This is a genomic window from Paenibacillus sp. y28, from assembly GCF_037137075.1.
Lineage (GTDB): Bacteria > Bacillota > Bacilli > Paenibacillales > NBRC-103111 > JBBBNV01.
Map to the genome: position 1 here is coordinate 70,270 of NZ_JBBBNV010000009.1, position 15,810 is coordinate 86,079.

Here is a 15,810-nt window from a genome sequence, read left to right on the forward strand (position 1 = left end):
CAACATGTTTGAAGGTTCCGATATTATGGGAGGCATTACGTTCTGGATTGTTATGCTCGTATTTGCCATGTTCATTGTTGCGATGCTCACAGCATCCTACAATGATGACAAAACTCAAGGCCTGTAAGCCGATGGGCAAACCGCCCTTTCAGAAGATTGTATTGTACCCGAATGACGCTGCGCGCTCCAACCGGACGAGGCAGCGTCATTTTTTTGTGCGCAGGCGTATGAATCATCTAGTATACCAAGTCCAAGAGTTTCATAGAGCACCTTCATAGATTAGTAGCATAACAAAGATGGAGGTGTCTTATTCAAATGCCGATGAACAAAAAAATCCGTAAACCCGCAGCAACCAAGTCGGTGAAGCCAGCAGCAGCTAAAGCCCGTAAACCGGCAGCCAAAGTCCGCCAAGCCGCAGCGAATCCCATGGTTAAAAAAGCAATGGCCATTCGTGCCGCCGCACTTCGTCCGAAGGCCCGCCGGCGCGTAGGTCCAAAACAGGTCGATTTGACCGGAACCTGGACCGGCAGCGACAACAACACGTATTATTTCAATCAAACCGCAGCAAACGTGCTTTGGTTCGCGGGCTTGAACAACAATGGGCAGGTTACTTCCGTATACCGCGGCACCATTCAAGACGATGAAGTTACCATTGTCGGCCAATATTCCACCGTGCGGCTTGCAACCCCCAGAAACGGCAACCTGCGCCTCAACATTGAAAGTGCAACCTCGGTCACCAAGGTTTCCCAAACAGGAGGCTTTACTTTCCCGGCCAGCTGGGCAAAAGTGTAAGCCTGTTTCTCAAAGCCTCGCCGAGCTTTCTCTCTAACCCCAAATCGTCCGGACTTCCCGCAGCGGAAGTCCGGATTTTTTATCCATATCTGCTGACTGAACAGAAGCTTACTACATATTTCGCTGAAGAAAGGGAAATTTTGTTTATCCCGAATTTTTTGTATGATGGTCTAAAAAATCGAATAAGGACTTTCATCGCCAAGTTATCGCCCAGGCCAGGCGCAAAACGAACAAAGCGCCCGGCCTCCTTATTGCAGGAGGCCGGACGCTTTGTTTCATCCATATAACCAGAAGCCGCGGGCTTAGACATGAAATTGTGTCATTTCGCCCAAGCAGCCTTTGCATATGTATTTGTCTCGGTAATCCACCACATCGAGTGCTCCACAGAATACGCAACGGGGTCTATACCGTTCGAGCAAAATGTGGTCGCCGGAAACAAAAATCTCTACTGGATCCCCTTCGTTCATTTTATATCGCTTGCGCAGCGATTTGGGAAGCACGATTCGGCCAAGTTGATCGACCTTCCGCACAACACCTGCCGGTCTCATAATATCGTATCACCTCGCTTCAGTAACATCTTCTGTAAGATCTAGATGTCAACAGCGTGCATTATATCTTCGCTACACGAGATGAAAATCCTTCTTTTGTCCTAGAAACTTTTTTAAAAAGCGCGATTTACGTTAAAAATAGCGATATTTTGTCATGTTCTAGCCCAAATCGGATAAAAACCTGACCTGAAGTGTTAGCTTAATCCCGGAAAATCGTTTTGACGCAGCGCTTCAAACAGCACGATAGCCGCGGAATTGGACAAGTTTAACGACCGAACCGCATCCGTCATCGGCATACGCATCCATCTTCCCGGATGCTGCTCCAGTATTTCCGGTGACAGCCCCTTTGTTTCTTTGCCGAATACGAGAAAATCCCCATCCTCAAACCGGAGGTCAGTATACCGTTTATCCGCTTTGGTCGTCGCGAAGTGGAACCGGCCTTCAGGATACTGCTCCTTCAGCTCCTGAAAGGAATCGTGATATTCCACCTTTACGGCATGCCAGTAATCCAGACCGGCCCGCTTTAAGGTCTTGTCATCCGTCAAAAATCCGAGCGGCCGCACCAAATGCAGCACCGTCCCCGTCGCTGCGCAGGTGCGCGCAATATTGCCCGTATTCGCAGGAATTTCAGGCTCGACCAATACAATATGAAATGCCATCTTTTTGTTCACCTCTGTCGTTTGTCCCAACTATTATACACCGGTTTAACGGCAATTTTAACATACGTTTTACGCGTTCTTAATATCCGCTTGATAGTGTGCCGCCATAATAGGGAATATCAGACCGATTCAGCACGACTTTCGGAAAGCGAGGAAACGTTATGAAGAAGAAAATTCTCGTCGTTGATGATGAACCCTCCATCTCCATGCTCATAGATTTCAACCTGAAGCTGGTTGGCTTTGATGTTCAATGCGTCTTCGACGGCGAGGCTGTATTTGATTCCATCCGCCAGTTCCGTCCCGACCTGATTGTTCTCGATTTGATGCTGCCCAAGATGGACGGCATTCAAGTATGCCGCAAGCTTCGCAGCCAGAATAATATGGTTCCTATTATCATGCTCACCGCGCTGCAGGACCTGTCCGATAAAATCGCCGGGCTGGATAACGGAGCCGATGATTACATGACCAAGCCCTTCAGCCCGCAGGAGCTGACCTCCCGCATTCAAGCCATTTTGCGCCGTACCGGAGCACTGCCGACAGCGGATGAAGCGCAGGCTATGGAAATCGGACCGATCCGTATCAAGCCCGACCAGCGGGAGGTTTATTTAAACGAAAGCTTAATCGATTTGACCCCCAAGGAATTCGAGCTGCTGTTGTTTCTGTGCAAGCACCGCGGCAAGGTGCTGAGCCGCCAGCAGCTGCTGCATGGCGTCTGGGACTATCATTTCCTGGGCGATACACGTATAGTCGATGTCCACATCAGCCACCTTCGCGACAAAATCGAAAAAAACGCGCGCACACCGGAATTTATCGTGACCATCCGCAATGTCGGCTACAAGCTGATGGAACCGGCTATGAAAGAAAGCTATGCTTAACCCCCGCCTCACAGAAAAGGGCTTGGTTTAATGCTTAGTGAGGCGTTACTCCCAGCAAGTCAAATACATTCCCCTGTACTCATTCATTGCCGAATAAGCTGCGGCTATTCCTCCATCGTATGAAACGAATCTTCAACTCCACATCAACGTGGAATTGAAGATTTTTTTTTCGTTCCCTCAAGGTGAGAGTTTCCGGTGTATTCCACGTCTATAGAATATGAAGCTACTGAAAGGAGAACTGGCCGTGGCGGAACACCTGGATTCTATCGAGAACAATCCTGAGAAGCAATGGATTCGCCGGGTGCTGGAAGGGCACAAAGACGAGTATGCCTTTTTGGTAAACCGGTACAAAAATAAAATTTACGGCCTGCTGCGCGGTATGGGAGCTGATCATCAAGATGCCCAGGATTTAACGCAGGAGACGTTTATTAAGGCTTACCGGAAGCTGGCTTCACATGAGACAACAAAAAGCTTTTCCGCCTGGCTATACCAAATTGCCGTCAATGTGCTGAAAGATTTCTGGAGGAGCAAGTACCGAAGGGAATGGCTGCTTGAGCTTCCCTCCCATGTGGTAACCCTTAGCGGACCGGAAGATGCCATACTTCAGGAAGAGCACCAAACCGAGCTTCAAGCGCTGATACGGCGGCTACCGGATAATTACCGGATCTCACTGCTGCTCCGGTATACGAATGATTTAAGCTATGACGAAATAAGCTCGCTGCTGAATGTTCCGCGAAACAAAATTCAAAATGACCTGTACCGGGCTAAAAAGAGGTTAAAACAAATGCTGACCGACGAGGAGATGAGAACCGATGCAGTGCTTAAGCCCCGCTAACATGGAAGATTACATCTTGAACGCCAAGCTTCCGGATAAACAACGGACAGCCGAGCATCTTGCGGGCTGCCCGCGCTGCCTGGCTCTATACCTAGCGCAGTCCGAAGAACAGGCACGCTGGTCACAGGATCTTTATACGGACGCTCTGCCGGATGCTTTTACCGCTCAGGTGATGGCTTTGCTTGAAGATGAGGAGATTGAGCCGAGCACCCCGAAAGCCCCGTTACAGCAAGCTGATGATGAAAATAACAAGATAGCCGCCGCCAATCCCGTTCAAGCGGACGGAGAAAAGCCTGCAGCCCAAGCCGTTTCTCCCGCTTTTTCAGATGCCGCAGCATTCCGTAAAAACCGGTTCCCCGCCTGGAAGGTGGCCATTGGCGCGGCCTCCCTGCTTGTCCTGTTATTCTCTGTGGCGGTATACTCCGTTCCGACGCTCGCGGAAGCGCTTCGTTCCCTGTTCGGGCAAGAGCATGCAGACATCGGGCTGCTGCGGGCCCAAGAGCTTGGCCTGGTGGAGCATCCGAATATTCGGGTCACCGATCGGGGCTACACTCTCAAAATCGACGAGGCGGTTGCAGACCCGACCCGTGTCGTTGTTGCCCTGCAGCTGTTCGGTCCAAGCGGCCAGCATGACAGGGAACGGCTCGTCCTTTCAGAAGAAAATACGATTACAATCAAGGATGGTCAGGGAAAACCGGCCGGCTCTCTGCATGACATCGGCTATACAAATGATTTTTACTATCTTGTCGCCCATCTCCCGGAGCCGCTTCAAACCGACCATATTACGATCGAAGGGCGCCTTACCCAGCTCGGCAACAACATGCGCGGCATCCCTGTTCTTTCAGGGGACTGGAGCTTCAATTTCTCCATCGACCTGACGGAAGCGAACAAGAAAACAACTGTTCTCCCGCTCTCCGGAAGCTACACGTCTCCGGACGGTATGACCGTCCGGTTGAAACGGCTGACCCGGATGGTTCAGGGGGTGCGGTTAGAAATTGACACTGAGCTGAGCGCAGATGCGCTCGCCCGTTCTCCTGGCGAATTATGGAAGGAGCAGGGCCTGCGGTTTCATTTCGAGAATGCGGCGGGAGAAGAAATTCATAGCGTGAACACCCGCATAAATCCTCATATGGACAGCCTGATGACCCAGCTTCATCTGCCTGGAGACAAGCCCGGGTTAATGCACTCGAGCTATACGTTTAAGTCTTTGCCGGCGGACGGCCCGTATACGTTCGTCTTCGACGGATATTTCGTTTCTGAGCGCGACGGGGCTTCCGTTTCATTTGAACCTGCGAAGCTGAAAACGCAGCCTGTAGTATTCCAATCGGACGGGGATGAGCTCCTGTTACAGGATTTCACTGTAGAATCCCCGCCGAATACAAACGGCGATAAGCCCGAAGGCTCCCTGCAGCTGAGCGGGCTGCTGCGGAATGAAAATCAGAACAGCCAATGGATTCTCACCGCGCCCGGCGGCCAGCCATATCCCATTACTATGCGCGGCGTATTAACCTGGTCCGCCACCGGTTGGCAGGACGGATATGTCCGGCTTGGCGGGCCGGACCTGGGCGGGCTGTTTGAATTTCGCGCCTCGGGGCTTGCCGCCATCCCGGAGCAGCTGCAGCTGACACGCACGGTAGTAAGCCGAATGTATACGAATGTAGCTTGGTCAGTCCCCATGCCTGAGACCGAGGCATTCCACGCCAGGTAGACCAAGTGAAATGTTTCCGCACGCGCGCAGCTCCCGGCGCGCGGTGTTTCGCTGCATGACGGCGGTCGGTCGACCACTGCCTGAAATGAAAAGAGGGTGTTCCTCAGCCATGTTTATGGCTTTGGAACGCCCTCTTTTTTATGGTTCACGGAAGCCGGAGCTACCGATTAGCCGTTGCGCTTCTGGAAATCGGCCAGGAAATCAGCCAGCGCCTTGCAGCTTTCGTAAGGTACTGCGTTATACGTGGAAGCACGCAGACCGCCTACGCTGCGGTGACCGGCCAGTCCGACGAAGCCGTGCTGAGCCGACTCCTTCACGAACGCTTTCTCCAGCTCTTCGCTGGCCATACGCCATGTGATGTTCATGGTCGAACGGCTGCCCGGATCAACGACACCGCGGTAGAAGCCGCCGCTGTTGTCGATTGCATCATAAATCAGCTTCGTTTTTTCGATATTTTTTTGCTCCATTGCTGCAACGCCGCCGTTGGCCTTAATCCATTTCAGAACCAGGTTAACCATATAAACCGAATATACCGGCGGAGTGTTGTACAAGGAGTCGTTTTTCACGAATGTGCTATAACGCAGCATGGTCGGGATCGTTTTTGGCGCATCCTGCAGCAGATCTTCTTTAACAATCACGATTGTAACCCCGGACGGCCCCAGGTTTTTCTGAGCGCCCGCATAAATCATCGAGAACTTCGAAGCATCGATCGGACGGCACAAGATGTCACTGGACATATCTGCGATAAGCGGGATATTGCCTGTTTCCGGGTATTTATGGAACTGGGTCCCGGCAATCGTTTCATTGGAGGTAATATGTAAATAAGCAGCGTCCTGACGCAGTTCAATCTCATCCTGAGACGGCATGTACAGCGGGCGGTCAGCAGCGATGCTTGCCGCGATATGCGTCTCGCCAATCAGCTGGGCCTCTTGAATGGCCTTCTCTGCCCAGGAACCGGTCATTACATAGCTGCCCACCTTGCCCGGCTTCAAGAAATTCATCGGAATCATGGCGAACTGTGTGCTGGCTCCGCCCTGCAGGAACAGGACCTTGTAGCCCTCCGGAATGCCAAGCAGCTCCTTCAGCAGCTCCTGTGTCTCGCTGTTGACCTTCTCATATTCCTTGCTCCGGTGGGAAATTTCCATAATCGACATGCCGATGCCTTGATATTCCACCAGCTCTTCCTGTGCTTGCTGAAGTACCTCCAGCGGCAGTGCAGCCGGCCCGGCGTTAAAGTTATAAGCGCGTTTGCCCATTGTTCCCCTACACCTTCTCTTCATTCATTTGATATGGCTAATAATAACAAGATTCGTCACGGACAGCAAGCCCGGATCAGCGGCTTTTACAAGCTTTTCATAGAGCCCGGCCTATTTTTAGGCGCGCCGAATACAATGCTTGCAGAAACGGGCGGCATCCCTTTTAAAAAAGAAGCCGCGGCAGACCTCATCTGCTTTTCAAGCTTGCCCCATGCTGACCCCCATCATGCAGCACTATGACTGCTGTCTATTCGTTTCCTTCCTTATAAATGGTTGCCGCGGCATCATCCCTCTTCAATTCGGCCTATAGCATAAAGATGTACAAGAAAGGAAAGATTATGAGGCAGAGGTGATGAAAACTGCATCCTCCTCCCCATTCTTCTGCAGCCGGAGCGGTCCTGTACCCCCGTCTGTTTGCTGCTGTTCCGGTCCCTGACGAGGTGAAGCTCTCCCTTTACCGGTGGTGCAGCACATCGGGCTTGCCGTTCAGGCGCTGGACGCACCGGGCGGACTATCATATCACCCTGCAGTTTTACGGGAGCACCCGCCCGGATCAGGCAGATCTTCTTATCCGGCAGCTCTCTGCTTTCAGTGCAGGTTGGAGCCCTTTTACACTGCAACTGGACGGGCCTAGCGTATTCGGCAATCCCCAGTCTCCCAAGGAAATCCTCCTCTACGAAAGCCTGCTTGGCCAACAGCCGATGTACCGGCCGTTTGCCCGTTTCCCCATCACATAATTTCACACAATTTCGTGATATTTATGACATACTTTTGGGGTAAAGTAACGAGGAGCAGGACCCTTGAAAAATTTGGACATCAACCCAACATGCAGCCATACTCATTTTGAAGGAGGAATCCCTTTGAAATCGTGGAAAACAACAATTCTTCCGGCAGCGCTCGCTATCGCAATTGCCGTACCGGCGGCCGCATTCGCCGCAGACAGCCTGACCTCTACTGAAGCCGGTCAAGCCCAAACTCAGAACCAGCGTTCCTTCAGCCACCCGGGCGGCAAGGGACACCACGGCTTTGGAGAAGCCCGAGGCGGGTTCGGCTTCGGCAGCTCCGCCCATCAGGACATGTACTTGACGCTGCTCGCGGAGAAATATGCGCCGGGAACACTGAATGACCTGAAAAGCGTGCTCGCCGAACGGAGCAGCCTGAATGAGCAGATCAAAGCGCTCAGACCGGAGGCTAAGGAACAGCGCAAAGAATGGACCGAGGAACAAAAGGAACAGTTCAAGCAGCAGCACGAGCAGGCCAAGCAAAAGCGTGAAGAACTGAAGGCTCAACTCGACAGCGGCTCCATTACAAAAGAACAGTATCAGGAGCAGATCAAAGCACTGGGCGGAGATATGAAAAAAAGCTCCAAAGACTCCTCCAAGGGCAAGGAGCATAACAAGTCCAAGAATGAAGCGACGCAGGGCGATCAAGCCGCGCAGGAAGCCCGCAAGGCTGAAATGGAGGCCCGGAAGGCGCTGCGCGACGAATTCGATACCGCTGTGAAAAGCGGCGATGCCGCCCAGATTCAAGCCGTGCTTCCAAAGCTGATCGAGCAAATCAAAGCAAGCAATACCAAGCTTGCTCAAAAGGTCCAGGAGCTTAAAACAAAATCAACCTCGGCTGATACGCAGGCAGCTGAATAACGCAGGATAGCCTCACCCTGATTGGCGTACAAGACCGTTTATACGTTTGAATAAGAATGCTACTGCAGCGCACCCAATCGCGCATTCTTATCGGAAGCAAAGGAACGTGTTGTCGAACACGTTCCTTTGTTTTATGATGATAGCAAATGAGATTGCCTCTAGTGTAGATGCAGGACGATTGGAAAGGAGCAAGCCATCCGTGACATACCGTATTTATCTTGTAGAAGATGAAAAAAGCCTGAATCAAGTGCTTGCTACCTATTTGCAGCAGGAGGGCTGGCAGGTCCGGGCGTTTCTGGACGGCGAGTCGGCGCGGCAGGCGCTAAGCCAGCAGCCTGACTTGTGGATTCTGGATATTATGCTGCCGGATATTGACGGCTATCAGCTCATCCGCGAGATTAAAGCCGCCGCCCCGGAGGTGCCGGTTATTTTCATCTCCGCTCGGGATGCCGATCTAGACCGGGTCGTCGGGCTGGAGATGGGCAGCGACGACTATTTGCCCAAGCCGTTTCTGCCGCGGGAGCTCGTCATCCGGGCCCGTAATTTGCTAGAACGGGTTTACGGCAAAAGCATGCCCGCCGCTTCTCCGGGCACCGTGCTTGTCCCCCCTTACCGGATCGATTCGCAGCGCAGAATTGTGGAGCATGACGGACAGGCCATCGATCTGACCAGCAAAGAGTTCGAGCTGATCGCCTTTTTCGCCGCTCATACGGGGCAGGCCTTCTCCCGCGAGCAGCTGCTTCAGCAAATATGGGGGGAAGACTACTTCGGATCGGACCGGGTCGTTGATGACTTGATTCGCCGAATCCGTAAGAAGCTGCCTGATTTGCGGCTTGAAACGATGTACGGCTTTGGCTACCGTCTGGTGAAGCCATGAAAAATTTATCGTTGGCCTATCAAATCTGGATCGTCCTGGCCGGAATTACGGTCGGCATTTTTTTGCTGCTGCTGCTCATTATTCCCGTCACCCTGGGCAGCTTCTTCACCCGGGAAACCTTCGCGAACATTGAGCACGCGCAGATGAATGAATTCCCGAGAATTTCCGGCGAGCGCAGCATCGACCGCAACATCGACCGTTTTTTGCAGCAGCCCAGTATCGAAAAGGATCAGGAAAATCAGAGCAATCGAACCGTATCCCACCTGCTGATGACCAGCGACGGGCGCGTCAATTTCCCCGGCCGGAATCTGCCGTCGAGCGTGATGCTGGATATCCGGGAGCAGGCGCTTCAGCAAAGCGAGGACAGCAAGCAGTACATCAGCAGCATAGATGGTAAAAAGCTCTATTATATCATCCGTCAAAATATTAGCTTTCAAGGGCAATCGGCCTACTTAATTTCTTACATGTGGGATACGTACCATGACCAAATGGTGCGCTCCCTAAACCGGCAGCTGATGCTTCTAATGGCGCTCGTTACGCTAGTAAGCTGGCTGCCCTCGGTGTGGCTGGCCAAATACTTGTCCCGGCCGCTCGTCCGGCTGCAGGAGCACGTCAAGCAAATTGCTCACCGCAAATGGCATGATCCGATTCAGCTGAACCGGCAGGATGAATTCGGACAGCTCGCCTCCTCCATCGACCGGATGCGGGAGCAGCTTCGCCGCCAGGATGAAACCCAGCAGTCCCTGCTGCAGCACATTTCTCATGAGCTCAAAACGCCGGTGATGGTCATCCGCAGCTACGCACAGTCTATCCAGGACGGAATTTATCCCCGCGGCGATTTGGCAAGCTCCGTTGAAGTCATCGATCATGAATCCCAGCGGCTTGAGAAACGGATTCGCGATTTGTTGTACTTGACGAAGCTGGACTATTTGTCCACAACGCTGCTGCATTCCGAGGAATGGTTCGATTTGAGCGAGCTGGCGGTTCATGTCTCCGAACGGCTGCGCTGGCGCAGGCCTGAGCTGGAATGGAAGATGGACCTGCCTCCGCTGCAAATACAAGGGGACCGGGAGCAGTGGCAGGTGGCACTGGAGAATTTGCTGGATAATCAAATGCGCTATGCCGTCAGCCGAATTGAGCTGTCCCTTGCGCCTAATGCTTCGCCAGCCATGGAGCATCCCCCCGCTTTGCCTGAGGCCGCTGCCCAGGCACAGCAATCAGGCAGTATGAGTGTCAATGCAAGCCCCGCGGTTCCAGCAAATCCGAAGCTGCCCGCAACCACGGACGTGCCGTCCCTTCGAATCTGGAATGACGGCCCTCCCATCGATCCGGGCGTTATGGAAAATTTGTTCCATCAGTTTCAAAAAGGCTACAAAGGAGAATTTGGCCTGGGCCTGGCCATCGTCCAGCGAATCGCGACCCTGCATGGATCAAGGGTATGGGCTGAGAATGACCCTCAGGGCGTTTCCTTCTGGCTGCAGCTGCCCCGGCCCGTCAAAGGGAAGTAGCCTGTAAACGGGGGCCATCCCATTCCAAGAAGCCCATTCCAAGGAGCCGGGTTGTTTCTTCTTACCTTCAATTGCTTGAACCGGAAAAATCCGGCGGTGCCGGGATTCCATTTCCCCAGGCCAACCGCCGGATGCTCTGCAGGCGCTGCCGTTGCATTTTTTCCCGCAAGTATCCAACTACCATCCTTACAGCACTACCTGATTATCAAGACAGGAAGCTCTCCGCACCTGCCTCCTCCGCGCCGAGCGTGGGGTTCGACCGACCGCCACGCAGTGTCGCAACAGGCGCTTGGGATTCGCGCGGGTTACTCTCACAAGCAGCGCTAATTTGCTGATGAAAATTCCACTTATCCGCTATGCTCATGCTTCAGCCGGTAAATCAATAAGCATCCAGACGGCCTCTTCAGCCGCAGAAATATCAAGTGCCGTTTCCTCCGTAATGCGGGCCGAAATTCATATTAGCAGGGTCGTAATAATCCGCAAACGAGAAGCCGAAGCTGCTTTTTAGCCATCCATGATCGGCGCTATAACGTTGTTCTGCCGGAAAAATACGAAGCATGCTGCATCTCCTCCTGTATTTGGCGCTTGCTCAACACTGCTCTGTCCTTTAAGCTTATTTGCTCAAAACCGCATCGAGAGAAAATTCCCCTGCACCCGTCAGGGCAACCGCCACCGCGATTGCGATAAGAACCAAATGATATTCTATCCCGTTTGCTGTCGACCACAGCCCGTTCTTACCATGCACCTTGATAATGGCGACCAGCATCGTTGCAATAATCGCAATGGCGCCGACTGTTGTCAGCAAGCCCGCCGCGAACAAGAGTCCGCCGACAAGCTCAAGCAATCCGGCGATAACGGCCATAGCAACGCCCGGCTTAATGCCAATCGATTCGAAAAATCCGCCCGTCCCTTTCGGACCATAGCCGCCAAACCACCCGAACAGCTTCTGTGCTCCGTGACCTACAAATAACAAACCAACTACCAACCGGACAATCAGTAACCCTAAACTCATTTGAATCATCCTCCCCATTCATTTTATAAACCCTTAATTCAAGATATATGAATTTAAATTATCTTGATTTCAAGATAATCATATTCTAAGCAATTCGTTTTGTCAACACATGAAAATTATATTCTTCCGGCCGAAATAAATAACAAGAAATCAAGATCAAGAAATCAAGAAACAGCTTGGGCAGCGGCACATGTCCGCTCATTTTCAATAAGGATGAAGAGAGGATTGTCATTGTCAGCCTCGATTCTTCTGGTTCTTCTGGTTCTTCTGTAATCCCCGAGTCCTTCCCTACGCTCATCTGTTAACATTTGTAACTTTTTTGCTTAAAAAACGTAATTAAGTTATTAAACTCTTGTCCAATGGAGGTAACCCGCTTGAAACGTAAAAAGAAACAGCAGCTAACTAAGAAAGCGACTCTTCTGGTGTTATCCTTAGCGGCGGCAACTTCCCTTTATGCTAGCCTGGCCTCAGCCGCGGATAACGCTGCTTCCGATCAGGGCAGCGCCCTGCATCAAGCGAGGAAGCCCGCAGCTGACATTCAATTAATTTTTGACGGAGTCCAGGTTGTTCTGCCTAAAGCCCCTCAGCTGATTGGCAACACGATGATGGTTACGGGCCCTTCCCTGCTGGACGGCTTCGGTTATCAATTAAAATGGGATTCGGAACGAGAGCAGCTGACCGCAACCCACTCGTCCAGACCGTCCCTAGTATTCCAGGCCGGCCGTAAAGCTGCGGAGGTAGACGGTCAGACGGGCCACGCCTTAATAGAAGCCCCATTTATGGATGAGGACGGGCTGCTCTGGATCCCGCTCCGGTTCGCTGCGGAAACTAGCGGAATGAAGGTATCATGGCAGACCGAGGATCGCATGGCGGTTGTCAAGGAGCCGAATCCGCTGCTTCAATTACGCATCAGCACCCGCGCCGACCAAGCCGTTACCGGCAATCCGGGCAAGCTGATGGATTACATACGGGCGGAGCAAAAAGCCGAAATTCAGCTTACGCTCATCCCGCCGTTGTATTACCGTGATAAGACCAATCTCATGATTGCCGCAGGCGATCCGACCGATTTAATGCTGATTGAACAGCCGTTTCAATATAATGAAGAATTGTTCACTTCCTTTGCAACCGATCTGACCGGAATGCTGGAGCAGTTTCCGCGCCTCCAAGCGCTGGCGGCTGAAAGCTCCCCTTCGGCCCGTTCCATTGATGGAAGGCTCTATGGCATTCCAAGACCTTATTCTCCCCATCAAAGCGCCTTTCCGGCTATCCGCAAGGATTGGCTCGATAAGCTGGGGCTCAAAGCGCCGGAGACGATGGACGAGCTGTACAATGTGCTCGTCCGGTTCGTCAAGGACGATCCGGATGCCGACGGCAAGCACAATACAATCGGAATTACAGCCTTTACGAAGGGACAAGGACTTGGTTCTTTATCCTGGGTGGAGCAGGCCTTCACAGGCAGCCCGGAGCGCTTCATGCTGAAAGACGGGCAAGTGATTGACACCGCTGTCGGCAGCGAGGAGCTGCAGGCGTTAAACTGGATATCCAAAGCGTACGCGGACGGGCTGATTGATAAAGAATTTGCCATTTCCCAAGAAAACCATGCGTTGGACAAAATCCAACAGGGCCGGGTCGGGCTGGCCGCTATGTCACTGGAGCAGGCTGCGGAGGCTTCCACCTTGTCTGATCACGCTGCCGGCGGTTCTGCGCCTCTGTGGGTCCCGCTGGCCAAGCTACAGGCCGGCTCCAATTCACCGATTGCCCCTTGGAACAGCGAGGGCTCCGGCTTGTACATCATTCCCCGGACAGTTCCAACTGATAAGGCTGTGAAGCTCCTGGAATGGCTTGATCAGGGACTTGCCATGAGCGAGGCCGGAGCGTGGGAGCAAATTGACGGGCTGAATGAACAGGACCGTGTGATGCTGGCTAATCTGTTCGGTCAGTCTACTCCGCTGGACGGCAGCACAGCCATAAACAAGCTGTCTTCCGCAGCCAAATCCGGCTACCAGTCGGCAGTCAAGCAGTGGAGCAGCGTGGACTACAGCCGCAGCAGCGTGCCTCAAGCGGCTCTGCAGCAGGTTTACCGGGACTATTCGGAGACTATCGGGAAGGTAGAAGAGCTCAAAATCAAATATATTCTTGGAAAGCTATCCCCGGCCGATTGGGAAAACCATATGAAAGCAATGACAAGCTCACAGGATTATAAATCCATGATGGAGACTTTGAATTTGATAGTTAAAAATGAAAACCCAAATATATAACATGCTATGTTATTTTTGTAATTTTAAATTACAATCAGGACGCAAAAATCCCGCATGTCGGCACACAGCCGGCAGCGGGATTTCTTTTTTTCGACAATTCTCTACATGATTCATTTTAGCTTGCATTCAACAGCTGGAGGAAAACCTGTCTTGCTTCAGCTGGACTAGTCGGACTACTCCGATCCGTCAGAATACGCGGGCAAAAAGAAGACTGCGAACCAAAGTCCACAGTCTTCCAGCAAGGTATAAGTTCGCTATCAATTAGCAGTCGAAGTACAGGCCGTACTCGAATGGGTTGATGCGGATATTTACGGATTTTGCTTCCGCGCGTTTGAACTCGATGTAGTTGTTCAAGAAATCCTGGGAGAATACGCCGCCTTCAGTCAGGAACTCATGGTCAGCTTCCAAAGCGTCAAGCGCTGCATCCAGGTCTCTTGGAACGCTGCGGATTTCTTTTTTGTCTTCTTCCGGCAGGTCGTAAATGTTTTTGTCCAGCGGACCGTAGCCCAGTGCGCGAGGGTCCAGCTTTCTTTTGATACCGTCCAAACCAGCCATCAGCATCGCTGCGAATGCCAGGTACGGGTTAGCTGTGGAATCCGGCGTACGGAACTCGATGCGGCAGCCTTTTGGCGAAACAGCGGCAATCGGAATACGGACTGCTGCGGAACGGTTACCTTTGGAGAATACGAGATTAACCGGTGCTTCGTAGCCAGGTACCAGACGTTTGAACGAGTTGGTGCTTGGGTTAGTGATAGCAATCAGGGCTGGAGCATGGTACAGAATACCGCCGATGTAGTGCAGAGCCAGCTCGCTCAGGTTAGCATATCCGTCTTTGTCATAGAACAAAGGCGTGTCGCCATTGAAGATGGACATGTGAACGTGCATACCGCTACCGTTATCGCCAAACAGCGGTTTTGGCATGAAGGTTGCCACTTTGCCGTATTGACGGGCAGTATTATGAATGATGTATTTGTATTTCATCAGGTTATCGGCTGTTTTGGACAGTGTGTCGAAACGGAAGTTGATTTCGCCTTGACCGGCAGTAGCAACCTCGTGGTGGTGACGCTCAATGCGCAGGCCGGATTCCATCAGCAAACGACAGATTTCGCTGCGGATATCTTGTTGTGTATCCATCGGAGCAACAGGCACATAACCGCCTTTTACCGGAACCTTGAAGCCCAGGTTGCCGCCTTCTTCTTTACGGCCGCTGTTCCATGCAGCTTCTTCGGAATCTACTTCAAAGTACGCTTTGTTCATGCCGTTCTCAAAACGAACATCGTCGAAAATGAAGAACTCGGATTCAGGAGCGAAGAATGCAGTTGTACCAACGCCTGCTTTTTGCATATACTCTTCCGCTTTTTGAGCGATGCTGCGCGGATCACGATCGTAACGGCCGCCTTCTGGCGTATGGATGTTACACATAATGATCAGAGTCGGATGCGCGGTGAAAGGATCGATATATACGGATTCAGTGTCAGGCATCATAACCATGTCAGATTCTTCGATTCCGCGGAATCCCGGGATGGAGGAACCGTCAAAAGCAACGCCTGCAACGAAAGTATCTTCATCAACTTCGGAGGCTGGAAGGCTGATATGTTGAGCTTTACCTGACAAACCTACAAAACGAAAATCCACCCACTCGATGTTTTTGTCTTTAATAAGTTGAAGTACGTTAGCAGCGGACATATTATTTAATTCCTCCTAAATTCCGAACATTCTTCGTTCTCAGGACGAGAATTGTTCAAGTTTTTATTAATCACATGGTCATATTATAGAACGAGACCTATACCCCGTCAATACTTATGTGAGGTATTTTTTGTGGGGGTGTAAGCTATGCTC

Annotated in this window: 15 protein-coding genes and 1 pseudogene; 10 read left to right on the forward strand and 6 right to left on the reverse strand. The window is 51.9% G+C overall.

The window, feature by feature from the left end; genetic code table 11:
* The first annotated feature begins 4 nt into the window (after nt 1-4).
* Nucleotides 5-127, forward strand: coding sequence for a hypothetical protein (locus tag WBG83_RS09565; protein WP_336744881.1), 123 nt, complete (start codon nt 5-7; stop codon nt 125-127).
* 188 nt (nt 128-315) lie between these two features.
* On the forward strand, nt 316-792 hold the full coding sequence (locus tag WBG83_RS09570; RefSeq protein WP_336744789.1) for a hypothetical protein: 477 nt from the start codon (nt 316-318) through the stop codon (nt 790-792).
* 302 nt (nt 793-1,094) lie between these two features.
* On the opposite strand, the gene WBG83_RS09575 is transcribed toward WBG83_RS09570, so the two are convergent.
* Together WBG83_RS09575 and trmL are read right to left on the reverse strand one after the other, a co-directional pair.
* Nucleotides 1,095-1,340, reverse strand: a complete 246-nt coding sequence (locus WBG83_RS09575) for an AbrB/MazE/SpoVT family DNA-binding domain-containing protein (RefSeq protein ID WP_336744790.1) — start codon at nt 1,338-1,340, stop codon at nt 1,095-1,097.
* Between the two features lie 194 nt (nt 1,341-1,534).
* Entirely contained in the window at nt 1,535-1,999 is a 465-nt protein-coding gene (trmL, locus tag WBG83_RS09580) for a tRNA (uridine(34)/cytosine(34)/5-carboxymethylaminomethyluridine(34)-2'-O)-methyltransferase TrmL (RefSeq protein ID WP_336744791.1), read from the reverse strand.
* A 161-nt stretch (nt 2,000-2,160) separates the two neighbouring features.
* Between trmL and WBG83_RS09585 the strand changes: the two genes are divergently transcribed.
* The 3 genes from WBG83_RS09585 to WBG83_RS09595 all read left to right on the forward strand — a co-directional run bounded on the left by WBG83_RS09585 (nt 2,161) and on the right by WBG83_RS09595 (nt 5,417).
* Complete coding sequence (locus WBG83_RS09585) at nt 2,161-2,874, forward strand: response regulator transcription factor (RefSeq protein ID WP_336744792.1); 714 nt, start codon at nt 2,161-2,163, stop codon at nt 2,872-2,874.
* 244 nt (nt 2,875-3,118) lie between these two features.
* Nucleotides 3,119-3,709, forward strand: coding sequence for an RNA polymerase sigma factor (locus WBG83_RS09590; RefSeq protein ID WP_336744793.1), 591 nt, complete (start codon nt 3,119-3,121; stop codon nt 3,707-3,709).
* Entirely contained in the window at nt 3,687-5,417 is a 1,731-nt protein-coding gene (locus WBG83_RS09595; protein WP_336744794.1) for a DUF4179 domain-containing protein, read from the forward strand. Before WBG83_RS09590 ends, WBG83_RS09595 begins: the two co-directional genes overlap by 23 nt.
* A gap of 167 nt (nt 5,418-5,584) precedes the next feature.
* On the opposite strand, the gene serC is transcribed toward WBG83_RS09595, so the two are convergent.
* Entirely contained in the window at nt 5,585-6,673 is a 1,089-nt protein-coding gene (gene serC / locus WBG83_RS09600) for a 3-phosphoserine/phosphohydroxythreonine transaminase (protein ID WP_336744795.1), read from the reverse strand.
* Nucleotides 6,674-7,083: 410 nt separating this feature from the next.
* Here serC and WBG83_RS09605 point away from each other — a divergent pair, with 410 nt between their 5' ends.
* The 4 genes from WBG83_RS09605 to WBG83_RS09620 all read left to right on the forward strand — a co-directional run bounded on the left by WBG83_RS09605 (nt 7,084) and on the right by WBG83_RS09620 (nt 10,701).
* The gene (locus tag WBG83_RS09605; RefSeq protein WP_336744875.1) at nt 7,084-7,410 is read left to right on the forward strand and encodes a 2'-5' RNA ligase family protein; all 327 of its coding nucleotides are present in this window, start codon (nt 7,084-7,086) and stop codon (nt 7,408-7,410) included.
* Between the two features lie 123 nt (nt 7,411-7,533).
* A complete protein-coding gene (locus WBG83_RS09610; RefSeq protein WP_336744796.1) occupies nt 7,534-8,316 on the forward strand; it encodes a hypothetical protein in 783 nt (260 codons plus the stop codon).
* Between the two features lie 199 nt (nt 8,317-8,515).
* Nucleotides 8,516-9,193, forward strand: coding sequence for a response regulator transcription factor (locus tag WBG83_RS09615; protein ID WP_336744797.1), 678 nt, complete (start codon nt 8,516-8,518; stop codon nt 9,191-9,193).
* A complete protein-coding gene (locus tag WBG83_RS09620) occupies nt 9,190-10,701 on the forward strand; it encodes a sensor histidine kinase (protein WP_336744798.1) in 1,512 nt (503 codons plus the stop codon). The genes WBG83_RS09615 and WBG83_RS09620 overlap by 4 nt, the downstream gene beginning before the upstream one ends.
* A gap of 442 nt (nt 10,702-11,143) precedes the next feature.
* Here the strand turns inward: WBG83_RS09620 and WBG83_RS09625 are convergent.
* Together WBG83_RS09625 and WBG83_RS09630 are read right to left on the reverse strand one after the other, a co-directional pair.
* Nucleotides 11,144-11,260 (reverse strand): annotated as a pseudogene (locus WBG83_RS09625) (pirin family protein); the annotation flags it as partial.
* Nucleotides 11,261-11,314: 54 nt separating this feature from the next.
* A complete protein-coding gene (locus tag WBG83_RS09630; protein WP_442955818.1) occupies nt 11,315-11,713 on the reverse strand; it encodes a DoxX family protein in 399 nt (132 codons plus the stop codon).
* Between the two features lie 374 nt (nt 11,714-12,087).
* Between WBG83_RS09630 and WBG83_RS09635 the strand changes: the two genes are divergently transcribed.
* Nucleotides 12,088-13,971 (forward strand): extracellular solute-binding protein, encoded by a 1,884-nt coding sequence (locus tag WBG83_RS09635; protein WP_336744800.1) that lies wholly within the window; start codon nt 12,088-12,090, stop codon nt 13,969-13,971.
* A 261-nt stretch (nt 13,972-14,232) separates the two neighbouring features.
* Here WBG83_RS09635 and glnA read toward each other — a convergent pair whose 3' ends face one another.
* Complete coding sequence (gene glnA, locus WBG83_RS09640) at nt 14,233-15,657, reverse strand: type I glutamate--ammonia ligase (RefSeq protein WP_336744801.1); 1,425 nt, start codon at nt 15,655-15,657, stop codon at nt 14,233-14,235.
* Nucleotides 15,658-15,810: the final 153 nt, after the last annotated feature.

Excerpts from the sequence above, each read along its gene's own strand:
- WBG83_RS09565 (WP_336744881.1), top strand. The coding sequence starts at position 5 with ATGTTTGAAGGTTCCGATATTATGGGAGGCATTACGTTCTGGATTGTT.
- WBG83_RS09570 (WP_336744789.1), top strand. The coding sequence starts at position 316 with ATGCCGATGAACAAAAAAATCCGTAAACCCGCAGCAACCAAGTCGGTG.
- WBG83_RS09575 (WP_336744790.1), bottom strand. The coding sequence starts at position 1,340 with ATGAGACCGGCAGGTGTTGTGCGGAAGGTCGATCAACTTGGCCGAATC.
- trmL (WP_336744791.1), bottom strand. The coding sequence starts at position 1,999 with ATGGCATTTCATATTGTATTGGTCGAGCCTGAAATTCCTGCGAATACG.
- WBG83_RS09585 (WP_336744792.1), top strand. The coding sequence starts at position 2,161 with ATGAAGAAGAAAATTCTCGTCGTTGATGATGAACCCTCCATCTCCATG.
- WBG83_RS09595 (WP_336744794.1), top strand. The coding sequence starts at position 3,687 with ATGCAGTGCTTAAGCCCCGCTAACATGGAAGATTACATCTTGAACGCC.
- serC (WP_336744795.1), bottom strand. The coding sequence starts at position 6,673 with ATGGGCAAACGCGCTTATAACTTTAACGCCGGGCCGGCTGCACTGCCG.
- WBG83_RS09620 (WP_336744798.1), top strand. The coding sequence starts at position 9,190 with ATGAAAAATTTATCGTTGGCCTATCAAATCTGGATCGTCCTGGCCGGA.
- WBG83_RS09630 (WP_442955818.1), bottom strand. The coding sequence starts at position 11,713 with ATGAGTTTAGGGTTACTGATTGTCCGGTTGGTAGTTGGTTTGTTATTT.
- glnA (WP_336744801.1), bottom strand. The coding sequence starts at position 15,657 with ATGTCCGCTGCTAACGTACTTCAACTTATTAAAGACAAAAACATCGAG.